The organism is Stenotrophomonas sp. CASM101 (assembly GCF_049384845.1).
Lineage (GTDB): Bacteria > Pseudomonadota > Gammaproteobacteria > Xanthomonadales > Xanthomonadaceae > Stenotrophomonas > Stenotrophomonas hibiscicola.
This window is the reverse complement of record NZ_JBMRFR010000001.1, coordinates 156,730-174,615: the sequence shown is the minus strand read 5'-3', so window position 1 is coordinate 174,615 and position 17,886 is coordinate 156,730. Positions and strand designations below refer to the sequence as shown.

17 protein-coding genes are annotated in these 17,886 nt (G+C 67.0%); 2 read left to right on the top strand and 15 right to left on the bottom strand.

Annotation, left to right across the window (positions count from 1 at the left end; all coding sequences use genetic code 11):
* Together VG543_RS00940 and VG543_RS00935 are read left to right on the top strand one after the other, a co-directional pair.
* Positions 1-1,410 carry an ATP-binding protein gene (locus VG543_RS00940; RefSeq protein WP_021204122.1) on the top strand — a complete coding sequence of 470 codons (1,410 nt, stop codon included), beginning with the start codon at positions 1-3 and terminating at the stop codon, positions 1,408-1,410.
* Positions 1,411-1,587: 177 nt separating this feature from the next.
* Positions 1,588-4,614 (top strand): two-component regulator propeller domain-containing protein, encoded by a 3,027-nt coding sequence (locus VG543_RS00935; RefSeq protein ID WP_423177489.1) that lies wholly within the window; start codon positions 1,588-1,590, stop codon positions 4,612-4,614.
* 95 nt (positions 4,615-4,709) lie between these two features.
* On the opposite strand, the gene rnt is transcribed toward VG543_RS00935, so the two are convergent.
* The 15 genes from rnt to VG543_RS00860 all read right to left on the bottom strand — a co-directional run bounded on the left by rnt (position 4,710) and on the right by VG543_RS00860 (position 17,769).
* Entirely contained in the window at positions 4,710-5,294 is a 585-nt protein-coding gene (gene rnt, locus VG543_RS00930) for a ribonuclease T (RefSeq protein ID WP_005408782.1), read from the bottom strand.
* Positions 5,295-5,479: 185 nt separating this feature from the next.
* The gene (locus VG543_RS00925; protein ID WP_312545212.1) at positions 5,480-6,001 is read right to left on the bottom strand and encodes a DoxX family protein; all 522 of its coding nucleotides are present in this window, start codon (positions 5,999-6,001) and stop codon (positions 5,480-5,482) included.
* A 31-nt stretch (positions 6,002-6,032) separates the two neighbouring features.
* Positions 6,033-6,788, bottom strand: a complete 756-nt coding sequence (locus VG543_RS00920; RefSeq protein ID WP_134734947.1) for a DNA-binding domain-containing protein — start codon at positions 6,786-6,788, stop codon at positions 6,033-6,035.
* Positions 6,781-7,656 carry a DUF692 domain-containing protein gene (locus VG543_RS00915; protein WP_423177488.1) on the bottom strand — a complete coding sequence of 292 codons (876 nt, stop codon included), beginning with the start codon at positions 7,654-7,656 and terminating at the stop codon, positions 6,781-6,783. The genes VG543_RS00920 and VG543_RS00915 overlap by 8 nt, the downstream gene beginning before the upstream one ends.
* Positions 7,643-7,999, bottom strand: a complete 357-nt coding sequence (locus VG543_RS00910) for a hypothetical protein (protein ID WP_058979473.1) — start codon at positions 7,997-7,999, stop codon at positions 7,643-7,645. Before VG543_RS00910 ends, VG543_RS00915 begins: the two co-directional genes overlap by 14 nt.
* Before the next feature lie 259 nt (positions 8,000-8,258).
* Positions 8,259-8,966, bottom strand: a complete 708-nt coding sequence (phoU, locus tag VG543_RS00905; RefSeq protein WP_005408787.1) for a phosphate signaling complex protein PhoU — start codon at positions 8,964-8,966, stop codon at positions 8,259-8,261.
* A gap of 65 nt (positions 8,967-9,031) precedes the next feature.
* Positions 9,032-9,862 carry a phosphate ABC transporter ATP-binding protein PstB gene (gene pstB / locus VG543_RS00900; RefSeq protein ID WP_005408788.1) on the bottom strand — a complete coding sequence of 277 codons (831 nt, stop codon included), beginning with the start codon at positions 9,860-9,862 and terminating at the stop codon, positions 9,032-9,034.
* 19 nt (positions 9,863-9,881) lie between these two features.
* A complete protein-coding gene (pstA, locus tag VG543_RS00895) occupies positions 9,882-10,745 on the bottom strand; it encodes a phosphate ABC transporter permease PstA (RefSeq protein WP_005415894.1) in 864 nt (287 codons plus the stop codon).
* Complete coding sequence (gene pstC, locus VG543_RS00890; protein ID WP_019659079.1) at positions 10,745-11,713, bottom strand: phosphate ABC transporter permease subunit PstC; 969 nt, start codon at positions 11,711-11,713, stop codon at positions 10,745-10,747. The genes pstA and pstC overlap by 1 nt, the downstream gene beginning before the upstream one ends.
* 82 nt (positions 11,714-11,795) lie before the next feature.
* Positions 11,796-12,884 (bottom strand): phosphate ABC transporter substrate-binding protein PstS, encoded by a 1,089-nt coding sequence (pstS, locus tag VG543_RS00885; protein WP_019659078.1) that lies wholly within the window; start codon positions 12,882-12,884, stop codon positions 11,796-11,798.
* Between the two features lie 408 nt (positions 12,885-13,292).
* Positions 13,293-14,309, bottom strand: a complete 1,017-nt coding sequence (pstS, locus tag VG543_RS00880) for a phosphate ABC transporter substrate-binding protein PstS (RefSeq protein ID WP_005415897.1) — start codon at positions 14,307-14,309, stop codon at positions 13,293-13,295.
* A gap of 222 nt (positions 14,310-14,531) precedes the next feature.
* Complete coding sequence (locus tag VG543_RS00875) at positions 14,532-15,743, bottom strand: OprO/OprP family phosphate-selective porin (protein ID WP_423177487.1); 1,212 nt, start codon at positions 15,741-15,743, stop codon at positions 14,532-14,534.
* Between the two features lie 196 nt (positions 15,744-15,939).
* Complete coding sequence (nth, locus tag VG543_RS00870) at positions 15,940-16,629, bottom strand: endonuclease III (RefSeq protein WP_155029213.1); 690 nt, start codon at positions 16,627-16,629, stop codon at positions 15,940-15,942.
* A complete protein-coding gene (locus VG543_RS00865) occupies positions 16,629-16,982 on the bottom strand; it encodes a hypothetical protein (protein WP_005408795.1) in 354 nt (117 codons plus the stop codon). Before VG543_RS00865 ends, nth begins: the two co-directional genes overlap by 1 nt.
* A 4-nt stretch (positions 16,983-16,986) precedes the next feature.
* Positions 16,987-17,769, bottom strand: coding sequence for an enoyl-CoA hydratase/isomerase family protein (locus tag VG543_RS00860; protein ID WP_423177486.1), 783 nt, complete (start codon positions 17,767-17,769; stop codon positions 16,987-16,989).
* Positions 17,770-17,886: the final 117 nt, after the last annotated feature.

Genomic DNA, 17,886 nt, shown 5'->3' with positions numbered 1-17,886 from the left:
ATGAAACGCCTGCGCCATTTCCTGTCCTCGATGGTCGGGCGGTTGTTCGTGATCCTGCTGCTGGGCATGAGCGTGGCCGCGATCGGCGCGACCATGCTCGCCACCTCCAAGCGGCAGCAGGAGTTCGAGCGGCAGAACCTGAACCGCATCGCCGACCGCCTGCAGGGTTACGTCAACCTGCTGGACGGCAATCCGGAACTGCGCGAGCGCCTGCTCGAGATCGGTGGGCCCAGCGTCCGCGCCCTGCAACCCGGCGCGCGCCTGGGGCGGGCCGATACAGCTCTGATGGAAGTGCTGGATGATCGGCCAGGCCCGGTCGCACGCGCGCACGTGCACTTCGCTTCATTCCGCTCCTGCATCCCCAAGCTGCAGGAACTGCTGCCGCCGCCGCCGCCCGGGCATCGCAAGCACCCGCGCGAGCGTGATCCGGCGTTCATTCCGCCCAAGTGCCGCGCGGTGGACGTAACGCTCACCGATGGCACGCTGCTGAAGCTGGCGCTGGATTCGCCGGCGGTAGCGCACAACGGCATCCTCGCCGTTGACCCGTGGTTCCTGACCCTGCTGGTGTTGGCGATCGCGGTGCTGGCCTATATCGTCGCGCGCATTGCAAGCGCGCCGCTGCAGGAGTTGGCCGCTGCCGCCGAAGACCTGGGCGACGACCTGCAGCGCGATCCCTTGCCGCTGCGCGGGCCGCGCGAAGTGCAGCGCGCCGCCGAAGCCTTCAACGCCATGCAGCACCGGCTGCAGCGGCATCTGGCCGAGCGCACGCAGATGCTGGCAGCGATCACCCACGATCTGCAGACGCCGCTGACGCGGCTGCGGCTGCGGCTGGAGAATGTCAGCGACGAGGCCCTGCGTGAGCGCCTGATTGGCGATCTGGCCGCGATGCAGGCACTGGTGCGCGAGGGCCTGGAGCTGGCCCGCAGTGCCGAGAGTGCCGAGCAGCGTGCAGCACTGGACCTGGATTCGCTGCTGGAGAGCATTGTCGAGGACACCGCCGAAGGCGGCGCCGATGTGGTCTTCGAAGGCGGCAGCGGGGCGGTGCTGATGCTGCGCCCGCTGGCCATGCACCGCCTGTTCTCCAACCTGGTGGACAATGCGGTGATGTATGCGCAACGGGCGCGGGTACGGGTCGAGCGCAGTGGGGGTGCGATCACCGTGGTGGTGGCCGATGATGGCCCGGGCCTGGCCGAGGAGCAGCTGGAGGCGGTGTTTGATCCCTTCGTGCGGGTGGAAACCTCGCGTTCGCGCCAGACCGGAGGGGCCGGGCTGGGCTTGACCATCGCCCGCGCCCTGGCCGAGAAGGATGGGGCGCGGCTGTGGCTGCGCAACCGTGCCGAAGGCGGGCTGGAGGCGGTGGTGCAGTGGCCGGCCAGCGCCCAGGTGACGCCGCCGGGGCGCGCCGGCTGAGCCTTCGCAGCTGGCGATGGTGACGCGGTGGGCCGGCTTTGGCCTATCATCTGCCCAACTTCCCAGTTCCCCCCCGATGAGCCAGCCCGTTCCCGCCGGCATGCCGCTCCGCGCTGCCCGGCCGTTCCCGCACGCTGCCAGGCACGGCAGCCCTGCCTGGCCGCCGCTGCTGCACTGATGGCCGCACAGGGGGACATCCGGCGCTGGGCGGAGCGCTGCGGATCAGATATCGGTCGATGGCTGCGACAGGGCCTGCTGTGCCTGCTGCTGGCCCTCGCGCTGCCGGTGGCTGCGCAGGAAGGGGCGCCGCCGCTGCGCGACTATGCCATTGATGTATGGACCTCGCGCAATGGCCTGCCGCACAACTCGCTGCGTGACATCGCGCAGACCCCCGAAGGCCACCTGTGGTTCGCGACCTGGGAAGGCCTGGTGCGCTACAACGGCCTGGATTTCACCGTGTTCGACCGCAGCACCCGCCCGGGCCTGCGCGACAACGGCATCGGTGCGCTGTTCGTCGACCGCCAGGGTGGCTTGTGGATCAGTGATTCGCGCGGCAACGTCAGCCACCGTGGCAGCGATGGCCAGTGGCGCGTCTGGGAGCACCAGGCCGATACGCCGCAGGTGCTGATACAGTCCATGCAGATGGACAGCCAGGGCCGGCTGTGGCTGCTGTACGAGGGCAAGGGCATCGGCTATCTGACACCGGACAATGGCATCGTCTACCAGGCGCCGGCGGCGGACCTTCCGATGGCGATGAGTTTCACCAAGCTGGTGGTCGATGCGCAGGACCGGGTCTGGGTCGGTACGCTGGACGGGCTGGTGCTGCGCGACAACGACGGCGTGCTCAAACGCGCGCCCGCAGCCTGGGGACTGGGGGCCGGCAGTGGTCTTTCATGGCCCTACCGTGCGCCGGATGGTGCGCTGTGGATCGTCGCCGGCGAGCGCCTGTACCGGGTGGAAGATGACCAGCTGGTGCTGATGCACCGTCTGCCGGGACAGCTGCACATGACCTCGATGCTGCAGGATCGCCATGGTGACCTGTGGCTGGGCACCGAGAACCAGGGCCTGCTGCGCATCTCCGCACATGGCCTGGAGCGGCTGCCGGCAGGCCTGAACCTGCCGGGCGGACGCGTGGTCAGCCTGCGCGAGGACGCCGAGGGCAGCATCTGGGTGGGCGCCAACGGCGGGCTGTACCGCCTGCGCGAAACGCTGTTCAGCAGTTACACCGAGCGCGATGGGCTCAGTGGCGACTATGTGCGCACCGTGTTCGAGGACCGCGACCGCCAGCTCTGGGTGGGCAGCGCCAGCGGCCTCGATCTGCAGACGGCCGACGGCCGCTTCCGTGCGATGCCCCTGCACAACCGCGGTGGCAAGGCACCTTCGGTGCTCAGCCTGGCGCAGGGACCGGACGGTGACCTGTGGGTCGGCACGTTCGGCGATGGCGTCTACCGTCTTGGTCCCGACGGCCGGCTGCGGCACAACTACGCCGCTGCCGATGGCATGCCGGGCGGCAACATCCGCGCGATCAGCGTAGACCCACAGGGCGTGGTCTGGGCCGGCACGCAGAAGGGCGTGGTCCGCATCGACGGCGACCGTGTGCAGGTATCAAGCATGGCGGGCATGCCCGGCGGCCTGATCACCGCGCTTGAGCACGATCACCAGGGCAACCTGTGGATCGGCACCATCGAGGGAATCCGCGTGCTGCGCGGCGACCACGTGCAGTCGATCGACCTCGCGCCGATGGGCGGTGGCCGCAGCGTGTTCGGCTTCCACCAGCTGGGCGACGCGATGTGGATCAGCAGCGACCGTGGCCTGTACCGCTGGCGGAACGGGATGCTGGCGCGGGTGGGGCTCGAGCAGGGTATGCCGGTGGACGCGGTGTTCCAGCTGGTGCCTGATCGTCTTGGCAACGTGTGGGTCAGCAGCAACCGAGGCGTGCTGCGCACCGACATGGCTACCCTGAACGCGGTGGCCGATGGCCGAGCACCCCGGGTGATGGTGGAGCGCTACAACGAGATCGACGGCATGGCCAATGCGCAGGCCAACGGCAGCTCGGGGCCTTCGGCGATCCTGCGCCAGGACGGCACGTTCTGGGTGGTGACTGCCGGTGGCCTGAGCACGGTTGATCCGCAGCGCCTGCAGCGCTTCCGCGAGCGGCCATCGCCGCCCGCCGCGATCGAGAGCGTGCAGGTGGATGGCGCGCCGGTGCATTGGGAAGGACCGGATCGCAACGCCATTCCCGGTGGCCGCCGCCTGGCGGTCAGCTATGTCGGCCTGAGCTACCTGATGTCTGACCGGATCCGTTACCGCACGCGGTTGGATGGGCTTGATGCCGGCTGGGTCGAGCGCGGCCCGCAGCGCAGCGTGGAGTTCGTCGGCCTGCCGCCGGGCGAATACACCCTGCACGTGGCGGCGGCACATCCCGGTGGCAGCTGGGGCCAGCAGGAGGCGGTGTGGAGCTTCACCGTGGAGCCGTTCTGGTGGCAGCGACGCAGCGTGCAGGTGCTGGGGGCACTGGTGCTGCTGACCGGGCTGGTGGCGCTGTACCGCTTGCTGCTGCAGCAGTTGAAGGCCAGCAACCTGCGCCTGGCACGTCGGGTTGACGAAGCAACTTTCGACCTGCAGGCCAAGACCGTGCACCTGCAGGCGTTGAACCAGGAAAAGACCGAACTGGCCGAGCGCCTGGCACGCCAGGCTGAGGCATTTGAACGGCAGGCCCGCGAGGATGCACTGACCGGCCTGCCCAATCGCCGCGCCTTCGACGAAACCCTTGCCCGCGACTTCGCCCGTTCGCAGCGCAGTGGTCATCCACTGTGCCTGGTGGTGCTGGATATCGACCACTTCAAGGACGTCAACGACCGCCACAGCCACAGCATCGGCGATGCCGTGCTGGTGCAGGTGGCGCGCTTGATCGCTGCGGCCTGCCGCGATTCGGACCTGCCGGCGCGCACCGGCGGTGAAGAGTTCGCGCTGCTGCTCAACGACACCCGCCTGGAAGAGGCCGCACAGCTGTGCGCACGCCTGCGCGGCCTGTTCCATGACCACCCGGACTGGGCCGGTGTGGAAGGCCTGCGCGTGACCTTCAGCGCGGGCCTGGTGGAGCTGGATGCCGACGACCGCACCCCGGCGCTGCTGTACCAGCGCGCAGACCGCGCACTGTACCGCGCCAAGAGCGATGGCCGCGATCGTACGAGTATTGGTTGATCGCATCCAGGCGTGGCGTGGATCTACCGTGCGGTGTGTGGTGGGTGCGGACCGTTGGTCCGCACTGCGTGGATGCGGTTGCGCCGTTGGCTGCCTTACCGCGGCCAGGCGTTGGCGATGGTGCAGAACAGCCGCGCGGTCTGTTCGGTGTCATACACCGCGCTGTGTGCCTCGTTGGCATCCCAGCCCAGCCCGGCGGCCGTGGCGGCGCGCGCCAGCACGGTCTGTCCGTAGGCGATGCCGGCCAGGGTGACCGTGTCGAACACGCTGAACGGATGGAACGGGTTGCGCTTGTGACCGGTGCGGGCCACGGCGGCGTTGACGAAGCCAAGGTCGAAATGGGCGTTGTGGCCGACCAGGATCGCGCGCTGGCAGCCGTATTTCTTCATTGCCGCGCGCACCGGGGTGAAGATGTGGTCCAGTGCGGCCTTTTCTTCCTTGGCCAGCCGGAACGGATGGTCGAGGATGATGCCGGTCACTTCCAGCGACTTCGGGTCGATCTCCAGGCCTTCGGCCGGCACTACATGGGCGCTCGCGGTCTGGCCCGGGTACAGCAGGCCGTTCTCGTCCATCTCGATCGGCACTGCGGCTATTTCCAGCAGCGCGTTGCGCTGGCTGTCGAAGCCGCCGGTTTCCACATCCACCACCACCGGCAGGAAACCGCGGAAGCGTTGTGACATCGCGCGCTGCGCCTGGGATACTGCGGAATCGGGAGCGGCGGCAGGTGCGGGAATGGGGTCGGTCATGCGTGAATTCTAGCAGAGCGACCCTGAGCGCCCGGCCACGCAGCCCATGCCCGCCACCGTGGCAGAACCCGGTAGGTGCCAGCCTTGGTTGGCACGCGATGCGCCGACCAAGGTCGGATCTACCGGAACGCGGGACGTGCCGTCGTACCCGACGGATGCCACCGCCACAGCAACGCATCCACGCTCAGCCTGCCTGCGCCGGTGAAGACCAGCGGCAGCAGCATCGCCATGAACAGCACCGGCAGCTTGAAGTTGCCGTAGCCCTGGTCGCTGATCGCATACCCCATCGCGAGGTCGCCCAGCGAGTTCCATTGCATCGGCCAGTGCACGGCGTAGGTGGCCACCACGGTCAGCACCAGCAGGCTGGCAGCGGCAAAACGGGTACCAAAACCGAACAGCAGGCAGGCTGCGCCGAGCAGTTCAAACCAGGTGGCCAGTTGCCAGTTCAGGGCAGCGGGCAGCTGGTTGAACGGAAACGGGAAGGCGTCCTGCAGATCGGCGAACCAGTTCTGGCCTTGGAGTTTCTCGCGGCCGGATTCGAAGTATTCCCAGGCCAGCAGCAGCCGCAGGCCGAGCGGGGCCAACCAGGGGGCGAGACGGTCCAGCTGGCCACGCGCGGTGGCCAGGAGCGGGAGCTTCATCGGTGCATCTCCGGGGCGGGGAAGGGAGGTGTCAGGCAGGTGCGGTCAAAGGGCCGATCACGCCGGCCCGCAGGAACTGCTGCAGCAGCGCGGCACCGGGTTCGGCCAGCGCCTGTTCGGCCAGGCCATGCGCGGCGGCCAGTTGCTTCAGATAGGCATGTCCATCGAGGCCGGGCTGCTCCCCGATGCTGGACAGCAGGTACACCGCCAGCGGGCTGAGTACGGCGAAGCGCACCTCGCCATCGGCCTCGCGACGCACCAGCAGGCCGGTCGGCTCGGCCGGCAACTGGGTAGGTGCGTCCTCGGCGCCGAGGCGGTGCACCGGCCATTGGTACAGCAGCGGCCACGCCAGCGGTGAGCGCTGCAGCGGCACCCGCAGCGGGTCGATGTCCGCTACGACCGGCAGCGGTTCGGCGTCCAGTTGGTACAGCGCGGTTTCCACCCACTCGTAGTGGGCCAGTTCGGCCAGCGCAGGGTGTGGCAGCTGCGGCTGTGCCTGCAGCCACTGCACGAATTCGGCGGCCAGTTCGGTGAACAGCGGCGTCTGGCAGCGATGGGTTGCGAAGTAGTGGCGCACCAGTCCGCTCCAGGCTGATACGCCGAGCAGGCGCACGCAGACCGGAAAGCCGTTGCTCAACAGGCCGAGCAGGTTGTTGAACAGCAGCCGTTGGTAGACCGCGACGCGCCGTGGCTCCAGCCCGCCCGGTGGCGGCACGCCCTGGGGATCTCGCAGATAGGCGGTGAATGCGTGCTGCTGCGCACGCAGCGTGGCGGGGGTATCAGCCATATGCCGCCTCCGCGTGCACGGCCTGCAGGCGGCGGATGGTCTGCAGTTCGCCGCGCAGTTCGGCATAGGGCGGGAAATTGAAATCGCGTTCGAGCAGGGTGGGGCGAGCGCCGATGCGCGCATAGGTGCGTGCCAGCAGCTCCCAGACCGGGCCGATCACCGCGCTGCCGTGGGTATCGATCTTCAGGTCCGGTGCCTCGTCCAGATGCCCGGCCACGTGCAGGCAGACGATGCGGTCTGCGGGCAGGCCAGCGATGAACGCGTCGGCGTCGTAACCGTGGTTGCAGGCGTTGACGAAGACGTTGTTGACGTCCAGCAGCAGGTCGCAGTCGGCTTCGGCAAGCACGGCGTTGGTGAAGGCCAGTTCGTCCATCGCCGGTTCCGGTGCCAGGTAGTAGGACACGTTTTCCACCGCGATGCGGCGACCCAGCACGTCCTGCACGCGGGCGATGCGTGCGGCGGTATGGCGCACCGCTTCATCGGTGAAGGGGATCGGCAGCAGGTCGTACAGGTGGCCGTCGTCGCTGCAGTAGCTCAGGTGTTCGCTGTACAGCGGCACGCGGTGTTTTTCCAGGAACTGGCCAACCTGCTCCAACAGCTGCGTATCCAGTGGCGCAGTGCCGCCCAGCGACAGGGACAGGCCGTGGCAGCTCAGCGGATGGCGCTGTGCCAGCTCGGCCAGTGCGTCACCGGCGGGGCCGCCGACATGGATCCAGTTCTCCGGCGCGCATTCGAGGAAATCGAAATCGCTAGCCGGTGCATCGCGCAGCTCCTGCAACAGCGCCCGGCGCAGCCCCAACCCGACGGCCGCCGCACGAAGCGGCGACCGCAGGTTGGCGATGCTGGCGCGGACCTCAGTGCTTGCCACCGCACTTGCCTTCGCCACACTTGCCTTCGGCGGCCTTCTTGTCGCCGGCCTGAGCCTTGGCGCCTGCTGCCGCACCGGCAGCCTTGCCCTTGTCGGCGCCGCACTTGCCTTCGGCGGACTTGCCATCTGCGCCACACTTGCCTTCTGCATGCTTGGCGGCCTCTGCGGAGGTCTTGGCTTCGGCGCCCTTGGCATCGGTGCTGGCCTTGGCAGCCTGGCCAGCCACCAGATAGCCCTGGGCCAGGTCGCTCATGCTCAGCGCCGAGGCATTGGCGGTGATGCCAAGGCCGGCGGCCAGGGCGGTAGCAGTCAGCAGGGACAGGGTCTTGTTGGAACTGCTCATCGGTCGTGCTCCTGGGTGGTGTGGGCGGGTGCCCGGGTGGCCGGCAGGGATGCCGGTGGAAACGATGGTGCAGCGATCCTACTCAACGAATCCTCGCCAAGACCTCAAATTTTCGTGAGGTTTGTTACAGAAGGGGAACACGGTTCCCGGTGGATCCACGCCATGCGTGGATGAATCGCCGGAACGCCCAGAAACAAGAGGGCCGCTGTCACCAGGACAGCGGCCACCTTGGAGTCGACTCCGGTGTTGCAGTGCAGCGTCAGGGCTGGCCGGTGCTGGAGGTCTCGTCGCGCTTCTCGCGCGGCGGCAGCGGCTGCTCCCCGTGCACCAGGAACCATACGTTCTCGGCGATGTTGGTGGCATGGTCGCCCACGCGCTCCAGGTTCTTGGCCATGAACAGCAGGTGCGTGCACGGGGTGATGTTGCGCGGGTCTTCCATCATGTAGGTCAGCAGCTCGCGGAACAGCGCGGTGTACTGTGCGTCCAGGCGGGCGTCGTCCTCGCGCAGTTCCAGTGCGGCGTCGGCGTCGTTGTCGCGGTAGGCGGCAATGGCACGACGGACCTGCTGCGCCGCCAGGCGGCCCAGCGCACGCAGGCCCTGGATCTGCGGCAGCGGCGGCACCTTGCCCAGCGCGATCGAACGCTTGGCCACGTTCGCTGCATAGTCGCCGATGCGTTCGATGTCGGCCGGGATGCGCAGGCCAGCGAGGATCTCGCGCAGGTCGCGCGCCATCGGGCCACGCAGGGCCAGGCGCATCACGTCATGGCTGATCTGCTGCTCCAGCGCATCAATGGCTTCGTCGTTGGCGATGATGCGATGGGCGGCGTTCTCGTCGCGCTTCTCGATCACGTCCATCGACGCTTCGAGCTGGGCGACGGCCATCTCGCCCATGCGCACGATTTCGGCCACCAGGCGCTGCTGCTCTTCGTCGTAGCTCTTGACGATGTGGTCGTTGGGAAGGTTCATGGTCTGAAATCCGGGTGGAGCCAGGCCGTGCCTGGCTGGGACATGTGGCGAAGAATCAGCGTCGATCAGCCGAAGCGACCGGTGATGTAGTCCTCGGTCTGCCGCTGCGACGGCTGCGAGAAGATCACTTCGGTGCGGTCGTGCTCGATCAGGTCGCCCAGGTACATGAAGGCGGTGTAGTCGGAAACGCGCGCGGCCTGCTGCATGTTGTGGGTGACGATGACGATGGTGTACTCGTGCTTGAGCTCTTCCACCAGCTGCTCGATGCGGCTGGTCGAGATCGGATCCAGCGCCGAGGTCGGCTCGTCCAGCAGCAGCACCGACGGGCGCAGCGCCACGGCACGGGCGATGCACAGGCGCTGCTGCTGGCCACCGGACAGGCCCAGCGCGCTCTGCCCCAGCTTGTCCTTCACTTCGTCCCACAGTGCACCCTGGCGCAGTGCCTGCTCGACGCGGTCGGCCATGTCGGCCTTGCTCAGCTTCTCGTGGTGGCGGATGCCGTAGGCCACGTTCTCGAAGATGGTCATCGGGAACGGCACCGGCTTCTGGAACACCATGCCGACCTTGCTGCGCAGGCGGTTCATCGGGTACTTCGGCGACAGGATGTTCTCGCCGTCCAGCAGCACTTCACCGCGCGCTTCCAGCTTCGGGTACAGCGCGTAGATGCGGTTGAAGATGCGCAGCAGGGTCGATTTGCCGCAACCGGAAGGACCGATCAGCGCGGTCACGCGCTTTTCCGGAATTTCCAGGTTGATGCCCTTCAGGGCGTGGAACTTGTCGTAGTAGAAGTCCAGTCCACGCGCAGCCAGCTTCACCGGCGACGGCGTGTGCAGGCTCTCGTGCGAGGACGGCACGGCGATGCGCTGCATCGGCACGGCGTTGGAAAGGTCGTTCATGGCGTTGTCCACGGAAAGGTCAGTCATGGGAGATACGGTTGCGCAGCAGGATGCCGCGGGCGGCAAGGCTGACCAGCAGCACGAAGACAGTCAGCACCAGGGCACCGGCCCAGGCCAGTACCTGCCAGGATTCGTACGGGCTGCCGGCGAACTGGTTCATCACCACCGGCACCGAAGCCATCGGCTGGAAGATGTTGTTGTTCCAGTACTGGTTGCCGAAGGCGGTGAACAGCAGCGGAGCGGTCTCGCCGGAGATGCGGGCCAGCGCCAGCAGGATGCCGGTGATGATGCCGGCCGAGGCACTGCGGTACAGCACCTGCACGATCACCTTCCACTGCGGGATGCCCAGCGACAGGGCCGCTTCGCGCATCTGCGAGGGCACCAGGCGCAGCATCTCGTCGGTGGTGCGCACCACCACCGGCAGCACGATGAAGGCCAGTGACAGGGCGCCGGCGAACGCCGAGAAATTGCCGCCGGTCTGCATTACATACAGCGTGTAGACGAACAGGCCCAGCACGATGGACGGCGCCGACAGCAGGATGTCGTTGACGAAGCGGACCACGGTGCCGGCCTTGCGGGCGTTGCCATACTCGGCCAGCCAGGTGCCGGCCAGCACGCCCAGCGGGGTGCCGATGCCGATGGCCAGTGCACACATCACGGCACTGCCGAAGAAGGCGTTGGCGAGGCCGCCGTCCTGCATCGGCGGTGGCGTCATCTTGGTGAACAGATCCCAGTTGATGCCGGCCAGGCCCTTGGCAGCCAGGGTGAACAGGATCCAGCCCAGGAAAAACAGGCCGAACAGGGCGGTGGCGCAGGACGCAGTGATCGCAACGACGTTGCCGATGCGGCGGCGCAGGTACAGCGAATCAGCGGTGGTGGACATCAGTTGCCCTCCTTGCGGGACAGGCGCATCAGCATCAGGCGGGCGATGGCCAGCACCACGAAGGTGACGATGAAGAGGACGAAGCCGAGCAGCAGCAGGGCCGAACGGTAGGTCTCAGTGGCTTCGCCGAAATCATTGGCGATCAGCGCAGCGATGGTGGTGCCCGGTTCCAGCAGCGACGGCGACAGGCGCACGCTGTTGCCGATCACGAAGGCCACCGCCATCGTTTCGCCCAGCGCGCGGCCCAGGCCGAGGAAGATGCCGCCGATGACCGCCGAACGGGTGTAGGGCAGGACGATGTCCCAGCTCACTTCCCACTTGGTGGAGCCCAGCGCATAGGCCGATTCCTTCAGGCGGGTCGGCACGGTCAGGAACACTTCGCGCATCACCGAGGAGATGAACGGAATGACCATGATGGCCAGCACGAAACCGGCGGTGAGCATGCCGATGCCCAGCGGCGGGCCCTGGAACATCGGGCCGATCACCGGCCATTCGCCCAGGGTCTCGTTGAGGAACGGGGTGACGTACTCGGTCATCACCGGCACCAGCACGAACAGGCCCCACATGCCGTAGATGATCGAAGGGATGCCGGCCAGCAGTTCGATGGCGGTACCGACCGGGCCACGCAGCCAGCGCGGCGCGACTTCGGTGAGGAAGAAGGCGATGCCGAAGCTGACCGGCACGGCGATGACCATCGCGATGACGGCGGTGACCAGGGTGCCGTAGATCGGGGCGAGCGCGCCGAACTTGTTTTCGACCGGATTCCAGTCGGCGGAGAAGAAGAAGCTCAGTCCCTGCATCTGCAGGGCATGGCGACCGCCCCACAGCATCGACAGCGCGGCGCAGGCCAGGGCGATCAGGACGAAGATGACGGTGCCGACCAGCACCCATCGGAACAGTGTGTCGTTGCGGGCATCACGCGCATCACGCGTGGACGGGGCGGCTACAGGCTGGGCGATGGCATTCATGGGGACGGCTGGGCCAGGAAGGGGCGGGGCGGCACGGCGTGGAACAAGCGGTGCCCGCGCGGAGCGGGCACCGTCGAGTCCCTCACTTCAGGTCGGTCGCCCAGTAGGCCTCGATCTGCTTGACCAGTTCGGCCGGCAGCGGCACGTAGTGCAGCTCGTTGGCCTGCGCCTGGCCGTTCTCGAAGGCCCACTTGAAGAAGGCCAGGGTGTCCTGGTTGCGCTTGGCATCCTTCGGCTTCTTCTGCATCAGCATGAAGTTGGTGGCGGTGATCGGCCACGCCTGCTCGCCCGGGGCATTGGTGATGACCAGGTTGAAGTCCTTGGCGCTGGCCCAGTCGGCGCTGGCGGCCGCGGCGGCGAAGGTCTCCGCGCTCGGCTCGACCCAGTTGCCGGCCGCGTTCTGCATGGCGGTGTACGGCATGCCGTTCTGCAGCGCGTAGGCCAGTTCGACGTAGCCGATCGAGCCCTTGATCTGCTTCACATAGGAAGCGACGCCTTCATTGCCCTTGCCACCGACGCCGTCCGGCCACTGCACCGAGGTGCCTTCGCCGACCTTGCTCTTCCACTCCGGGCTGACCTTGGACAGGTAGTTGGAGAAGTTGAAGGTGGTGCCCGAACCGTCCGAACGGTGGACCAGGGTGATCTTGCCGTCTGGCAGCTTCACGCCCGGGTTGGCGGCGACGATGGCCGGGTCGTTCCAGGTCTTGACCTTGCCCAGGAAGATGTCGGCCAGCAGGGCGCCGCTCAGGCGCAGCTTGCCGGCTTCCAGGCCTTCGATGTTGACCACCGGCACCACGCCGCCGATGGCCGACGGGAACTGCGCCAGGCCGGCCTGGGCCAGCTCCTCGCTGCTCAGCGGCTTGTCGGACGAACCGAAGTCGACGGTGCCGGCCTTGATCTGGGCGATGCCGCCGCCGGAGCCGATCGACTGGTAGTTGATCTTGGCGCCGGTGCTGGCGTTGTAGTCAGCCGACCACTTGGAGACCAGCGGGAAGATGAAGGACGCGCCCGCGCCGGACACTTCGGCGGTCACCTTGGCACCGGCAGCGGCGGGGGCAGCGGCAGCATCAGTGGCCGGCTGCTGCGCGGCCTGCTTGTCGCCACCGCAGGCCGACAGGCCCAGGGCGATGGCCAGGGAAAGGGCGGCAAGGCCGGCCGAGTGCAGTTTCATGGTCACTCCATAGCGGGGAAGAGCCGACGTGGTCGGCGGATGCGGCTATGAAATGATGTTTTTGTTACAGCCGTATTACGACCATGACAGAGGTGCCCTGGATCACGTTCTGACAAGGGTTTCACAGGATTGGCGCCGATCCGGCAGGTGCCCGGAAACCCCGGATCTGCGCACTGATATGACGGCCGGTTGGTCCTTGCAGCGTCAATGCGCGACAGCTCCCTGCCCACGGTAGGTGCGGACCGTTGGTCCGCACGCTCCAGAGCGCAGCCGAGCGTCGGCTCGGCTCTACAGAGGCAGGTGCATCCCCGAAAACAAGAAGAGCGCGAGATCTCGAGGATCTCGCGCCCGGGTGGGAGCGGCGGGGGAGAGAGGACCCGCCGCCCCCGTTCCTGCGGGGGAACGCGCTTACTTCAGGTTCTGCGACCAGTAGGTCTCGATCTGGCGGACCAGGCTGTCCGGCAGCGGCACGTAGTCCAGCTGGCGGGCCTGGGCATCGCCGTTCTTGTAGACCCAGCGGAAGAATTCCTGGGTCGCCTTGCCATTGGCAGCATTCTTCGGCGTCTTCTGCACCAGGATGAAGTTGGTGGCAGTGATCGGCCAGGACTCGGCGCCCGGCGCATTGGTCATCACCAGGTAGAAGTCGCGGGCGTTGGCCCAGTCGGCGCTGGCAGCGGCGGCAGCGAACGAGGTGTCGCTCGGCTGCACGAACTTGCCAGCGGCATTCTTCATCGCCGTGTAGGAGAGCTTGTTCTGCAGCGCGTAGGACAGTTCGACATAGCCGATGCCGCCCTTGATCTGCTTCACATAGGCGGCAACACCTTCGTTGCCCTTGCCGCCGATGCCGGCCGGCCACTGCACCGAGGTGCCTTCACCGACCGAGCTCTTCCACTCCGGGCTGACCTTGGACAGGTAGTTGACGAAGTTGAAGGTGGTGCCCGAGCCGTCCGAACGATGCACGACGGTGACCTTGGCGTTGGGCAGGGTCACGCCCGGGTTCAGCGCGGCGATGGCCGGGTCGTTCCAGGTCTTGATCTTGCCCAGGAAGATGTTGGCCAGCACGGCGCCGTCCAGCTTCAGCGCGCCCGGCGCGATGCCGGCCACGTTGACCACCGGCACCACGCCGCCGATCACCGACGGGAACTGCGCCAGGCCCGCAGCAGCCAGGTCTTCCGGCTTCAGCGGCGCGTCGGAGGAGCCGAAATCAACGGTCTTGGCCTTGATCTGGGCAATGCCGCCGCCGGAACCGATGGACTGGTAGTTGACCTTGTTGCCGGTTGCGGCGCTGTAGTCGGCCGACCACTTGGACATGACCGGGTAGATGAACGATGCGCCCGCGCCGGTGATATCGGCGGCGTTGGCGGCGAACACGGACGATGCAGCCAGGATGGCGACAGCGGCGCGCGACTTGAAGGCGTGGATCACGGGGAGACTCCTGGGGTGGTGGTCGAAGGGCGGTTGCCCGACGTTTCGGTGCACATTCCATAACGGTTGCGTGACACGCCCGCGTCTGTCATATGACGCGGGCGTGACATGCGTCATGAGGGATGTCACGTCCGCTGCGCCGGCTGGGCAGCGCGGGTGCCGATGCAACGACGAAGGCACGGCCGGTGCCGTGCCTTCGCGGTTCAATGCAGGTGGCGGGACTTACCAGAAGAACTGCGCGCGGGCTTCCACGATGTTGGGATCGTCGTTGACGAAACCGCGCGCCGTGGAGCTGTACTTCTTGCTGTCGACCATCACGTAGTTGAGCATCAGCTTGAAGTTGGAACGCAGGTACCAGTTCGCGCCCACGGTCCAGATGTCCATCTTGCCACCCAGCACGCCATCGACGATCGGCGGGCGACCGGCGACCGGATTGGCGGCGAGGTTGCCGTCATTGAGGTCCATGTGGTCGTAGCGCACGCCCAGCTGCCACTGGCCGCCGGCCGGGTTGTTCGGCAGGCCGGTGCCCGGAGTGCCGCCCTTGTAGCTCCAGGTCTCGCCGGTCACGTTCCACACGCCGCTGATGTAATAGCCGTCGCTGGTGTAGTTGTCGTGGTCGTAGCGCTTGGCCTTGCTGGTGTAGTACTCGGCCTGGGCCTTGAACGGGCCCTGGAAGTACATGGCTTCGGCACCGATGGTGCTGACGCGGTCGGTGTCGGTCAGATTGCCGCTGTCGACCAGGCGGGCAGTGGCTAGGTCGGCATTCGGACGCGCACGCACGCGCAGGGTGTCGGCGTCGGCGTCGTAGTTGACGTAGCTCAGGCCGAAGTGCAGGACCTGGCCCTTTTCATTGATCGGGGCCCAGGTGCCACGCGCGCCGTAGCCGCTGCCGTGGGCCAGGTTGCGGGTCAGCTCGCGGCCGAAGGCGCTGGCGGTCACCGACCAGTTGTCCTGGCCGTAGCTGTACGCGCCGCCCAGGCGGCGGGCGATGGCATAGGTATTGGTGACCGCTGCCTTGGAAATGAAATCGTTGTTCTTGGTGCTGGACAGTTCTTCCAGGCTGTTGGGCTGCTTGAACTGGCCCAGCTGCAGGAAGTGGTTGGCGTTGCCCAGAAGCTTGTACTTCACGTTGGTGTCGAGGAACTTGTCGGCCTTGGCGTCATAGCCGACCACCCACTCCACGTTGCCCGGGCCCTTGCCCTTGAGCACCAGCTCGGCGCGACGCAGTTCGAATTCGCTGTTCTTGCCGTTGCCGGCGTCGCCACCGTTGAGGTCCACCACATCGTTGTGGAACCAGTTGCCGTCGGCCTGGACCAGGCCTTCGAAGGTGATTTCCGAACCGCCGATCACGTCGATGGCGACTTCGGCGTGTGCAGCCGGCACATACAGCGCAGCAGCCACGGCCACCGTCAGGAGTTGGTGATGCAGTTTCATGGAGAGGAGCCTTGCAGGCAGGTGGGAAGATGCGCGCAGGCTAGAAGGTAAAGATTGCGTAAATGTGACAGTTCACGCGCGGCAGACATCCACCGCAGGCCCCGTCACGGCAGGGCCTGCCATTGAAACCGCTTGCGTATGACGCCCGGATTGCGCCTTGGTTGCAGTCGATCCACGCCCTGCATGGATGCGGCCGTCACTCGGCCGCGGTCTTGTCCTTGAACCGGCACAGGTCGGCGATCACGCAGCCCGGGCAGTCCGGCTTGCGCGCCTTGCACACGTAACGTCCGTGCAGGATCAGCCAGTGATGCGCGTCGAGCAGGAACTCGGCGGGGATCACCTTCACCAGCTTGTCTTCCACTTCGCGCACATTCTTTCCCGGGGCCAGGCCGGTACGGTTGGCGACGCGGAAGATGTGCGTGTCCACCGCCATTACCGGCTCGCCGAAGGCGGTGTTGAGCACCACGTTTGCGGTCTTGCGGCCCACGCCCGGTAGCGCTTCCAGTTCTTCGCGATCGCGCGGCACTTCACCGCCATGCTTCTCCAGCAGGATCGCGCAGGTGGCGATCACGTTCTTCGCCTTGGCATTGAACAGCCCGATGGTGGAGATGTACTGCTTCAGCCCGTCCTCACCGAGCGCAAGGATCTTTGCCGGGGTGTTGGCGACCGGGAACAATCGGCGCGTGGCCTTGTTGACGCCGACGTCGGTGGCCTGCGCCGACAGCGCCACCGCCACCAGCAGCTCGAACGGCGAGCTGTACTCCAGTTCGGTCTTCGGGTGCGGGTTGAGTTCGCGCAGGCGGGTGAACATCTCCACCACGTCGGCGCGCGGCATCGTGCCGCCACGCCGCGCCGGGGCGCGTGCGGTTTTCTTCGTGGTCGCCATTACTGCTCCTTGCCGCTGGCGCGGGCCTTGGCCCGGGCGAGGATGGCGGCTGCCGCGGCGGGAAGGGCGGGCTTCACGTCCGGCGCCGGGGCGGGCGTGCGCCGCGCGTCGCGTTCGGCTTCGCGGCGGGCCAGTCGCACCGCACGGGCGCGGTAGCGTTCGCGTGCCGCCCAGGCGGCCTGAAGCTGCTGCTGGGCCTGCTGCAACCGCTGCGGGAGTTCCGGGTGGCCGGGCAGCAACTGCGCGTCGTCGGCGCGGGCGACATAGTCCATCAGCCCGGCCTGCAGGGCGCCGTCAAGATCGTCTGCCTGGACCCGGGCGAACAACTGCGCGGGATTGGGTCGGGAAGCCATGGCGTCAGCGGTTCTGGAACGCCGGCGGGCGGCGCTGCAGGAAGGCGCTGGTGCCTTCGCGCATGTCCTCGGTGGCGAACAGCAGGCCGAACTGCGCGCTTTCGAACTCCAGCCCGGCGTCCAGGCTGCATTCGCCGCCCACGTGCACCGCATCCAGCAGGCCACGCAGGGCCAGCGGGGCCGAGCGTGCCAGCTGGCGGGCAATGTCCTGCACGCGATTGTCCAGCGCGTCGGCGGGCACCACTTCGTTGACGATGCCCAGTTCCAGCGCACGCGCGGCGGTGATCGGCGCCCCCAGCAGGCACAGCTCCAGGGTGGTGGCGCGGCCGCACAGGCGCAGCAGGCGCTGGCTGCCGCCGAAGCCGGGGATCAGGCCGAGGTTGATTTCCGGTTGGCCGACCTTGGCGGTATCTGCGGCGATGCGCAGATGGCAGGCCATCGCCAGTTCCAGTCCACCGCCCAGTGCGAAACCATTCACGCGTGCGATGACCGGCTTCGGCATCCGTTCAATCTGGCGCATCAGGGTCTGGCCCGACAGCGAGAAATCACGTCCCTGAACCGCGCTGAGTGTGTTCATCTCGGCGATGTCGGCGCCAGCCACGAAGGCCTTCGGACCGGCCCCGGTCAGTACCACGACGCGCACCTCCGGATCGGCGGCGGCGTCGCTGAAAGCCCCTGCAAGGGCCTCCAGGGTCGCGGCGTTGAGGGCGTTGAGCTTGTCCGGGCGCTGGACGGTCACGGTGCGGATGGCGCCGTCGTCGGAGACAGCGATCAGGGCATCGGCCACGGGGAAAACTCCTGAAACGTTAAAAAAAAGTGATATTGAACTCTGCAAACGCAGGCGGGTCATAGCCTGCATCGTGAGTAGCGGTTACACGTTGCGCCCGTTATCCTAACCCGTCGC

Excerpts from the sequence above, each read along its gene's own strand:
- pstC (WP_019659079.1), bottom strand. The coding sequence starts at position 11,713 with ATGAATGCCATCGCCCAGCCTGTAGCCGCCCCGTCCACGCGTGATGCG.
- VG543_RS00910 (WP_058979473.1), bottom strand. The coding sequence starts at position 7,999 with ATGAGCAGTTCCAACAAGACCCTGTCCCTGCTGACTGCTACCGCCCTG.
- pstB (WP_005408788.1), bottom strand. The coding sequence starts at position 9,862 with ATGAACGACCTTTCCAACGCCGTGCCGATGCAGCGCATCGCCGTGCCG.
- nth (WP_155029213.1), bottom strand. The coding sequence starts at position 16,629 with ATGGCGACCACGAAGAAAACCGCACGCGCCCCGGCGCGGCGTGGCGGC.
- rnt (WP_005408782.1), bottom strand. The coding sequence starts at position 5,294 with ATGTCACAACGCTTCCGCGGTTTCCTGCCGGTGGTGGTGGATGTGGAA.
- pstA (WP_005415894.1), bottom strand. The coding sequence starts at position 10,745 with ATGTCCACCACCGCTGATTCGCTGTACCTGCGCCGCCGCATCGGCAAC.
- VG543_RS00920 (WP_134734947.1), bottom strand. The coding sequence starts at position 6,788 with ATGGCTGATACCCCCGCCACGCTGCGTGCGCAGCAGCACGCATTCACC.
- VG543_RS00925 (WP_312545212.1), bottom strand. The coding sequence starts at position 6,001 with ATGAAGCTCCCGCTCCTGGCCACCGCGCGTGGCCAGCTGGACCGTCTC.
- VG543_RS00940 (WP_021204122.1), top strand. The coding sequence starts at position 1 with ATGAAACGCCTGCGCCATTTCCTGTCCTCGATGGTCGGGCGGTTGTTC.
- pstS (WP_019659078.1), bottom strand. The coding sequence starts at position 12,884 with ATGAAACTGCACTCGGCCGGCCTTGCCGCCCTTTCCCTGGCCATCGCC.
- VG543_RS00935 (WP_423177489.1), top strand. The coding sequence starts at position 1,588 with ATGGCCGCACAGGGGGACATCCGGCGCTGGGCGGAGCGCTGCGGATCA.
- VG543_RS00865 (WP_005408795.1), bottom strand. The coding sequence starts at position 16,982 with ATGGCTTCCCGACCCAATCCCGCGCAGTTGTTCGCCCGGGTCCAGGCA.
- VG543_RS00875 (WP_423177487.1), bottom strand. The coding sequence starts at position 15,743 with ATGAAACTGCATCACCAACTCCTGACGGTGGCCGTGGCTGCTGCGCTG.
- phoU (WP_005408787.1), bottom strand. The coding sequence starts at position 8,966 with ATGAACCTTCCCAACGACCACATCGTCAAGAGCTACGACGAAGAGCAG.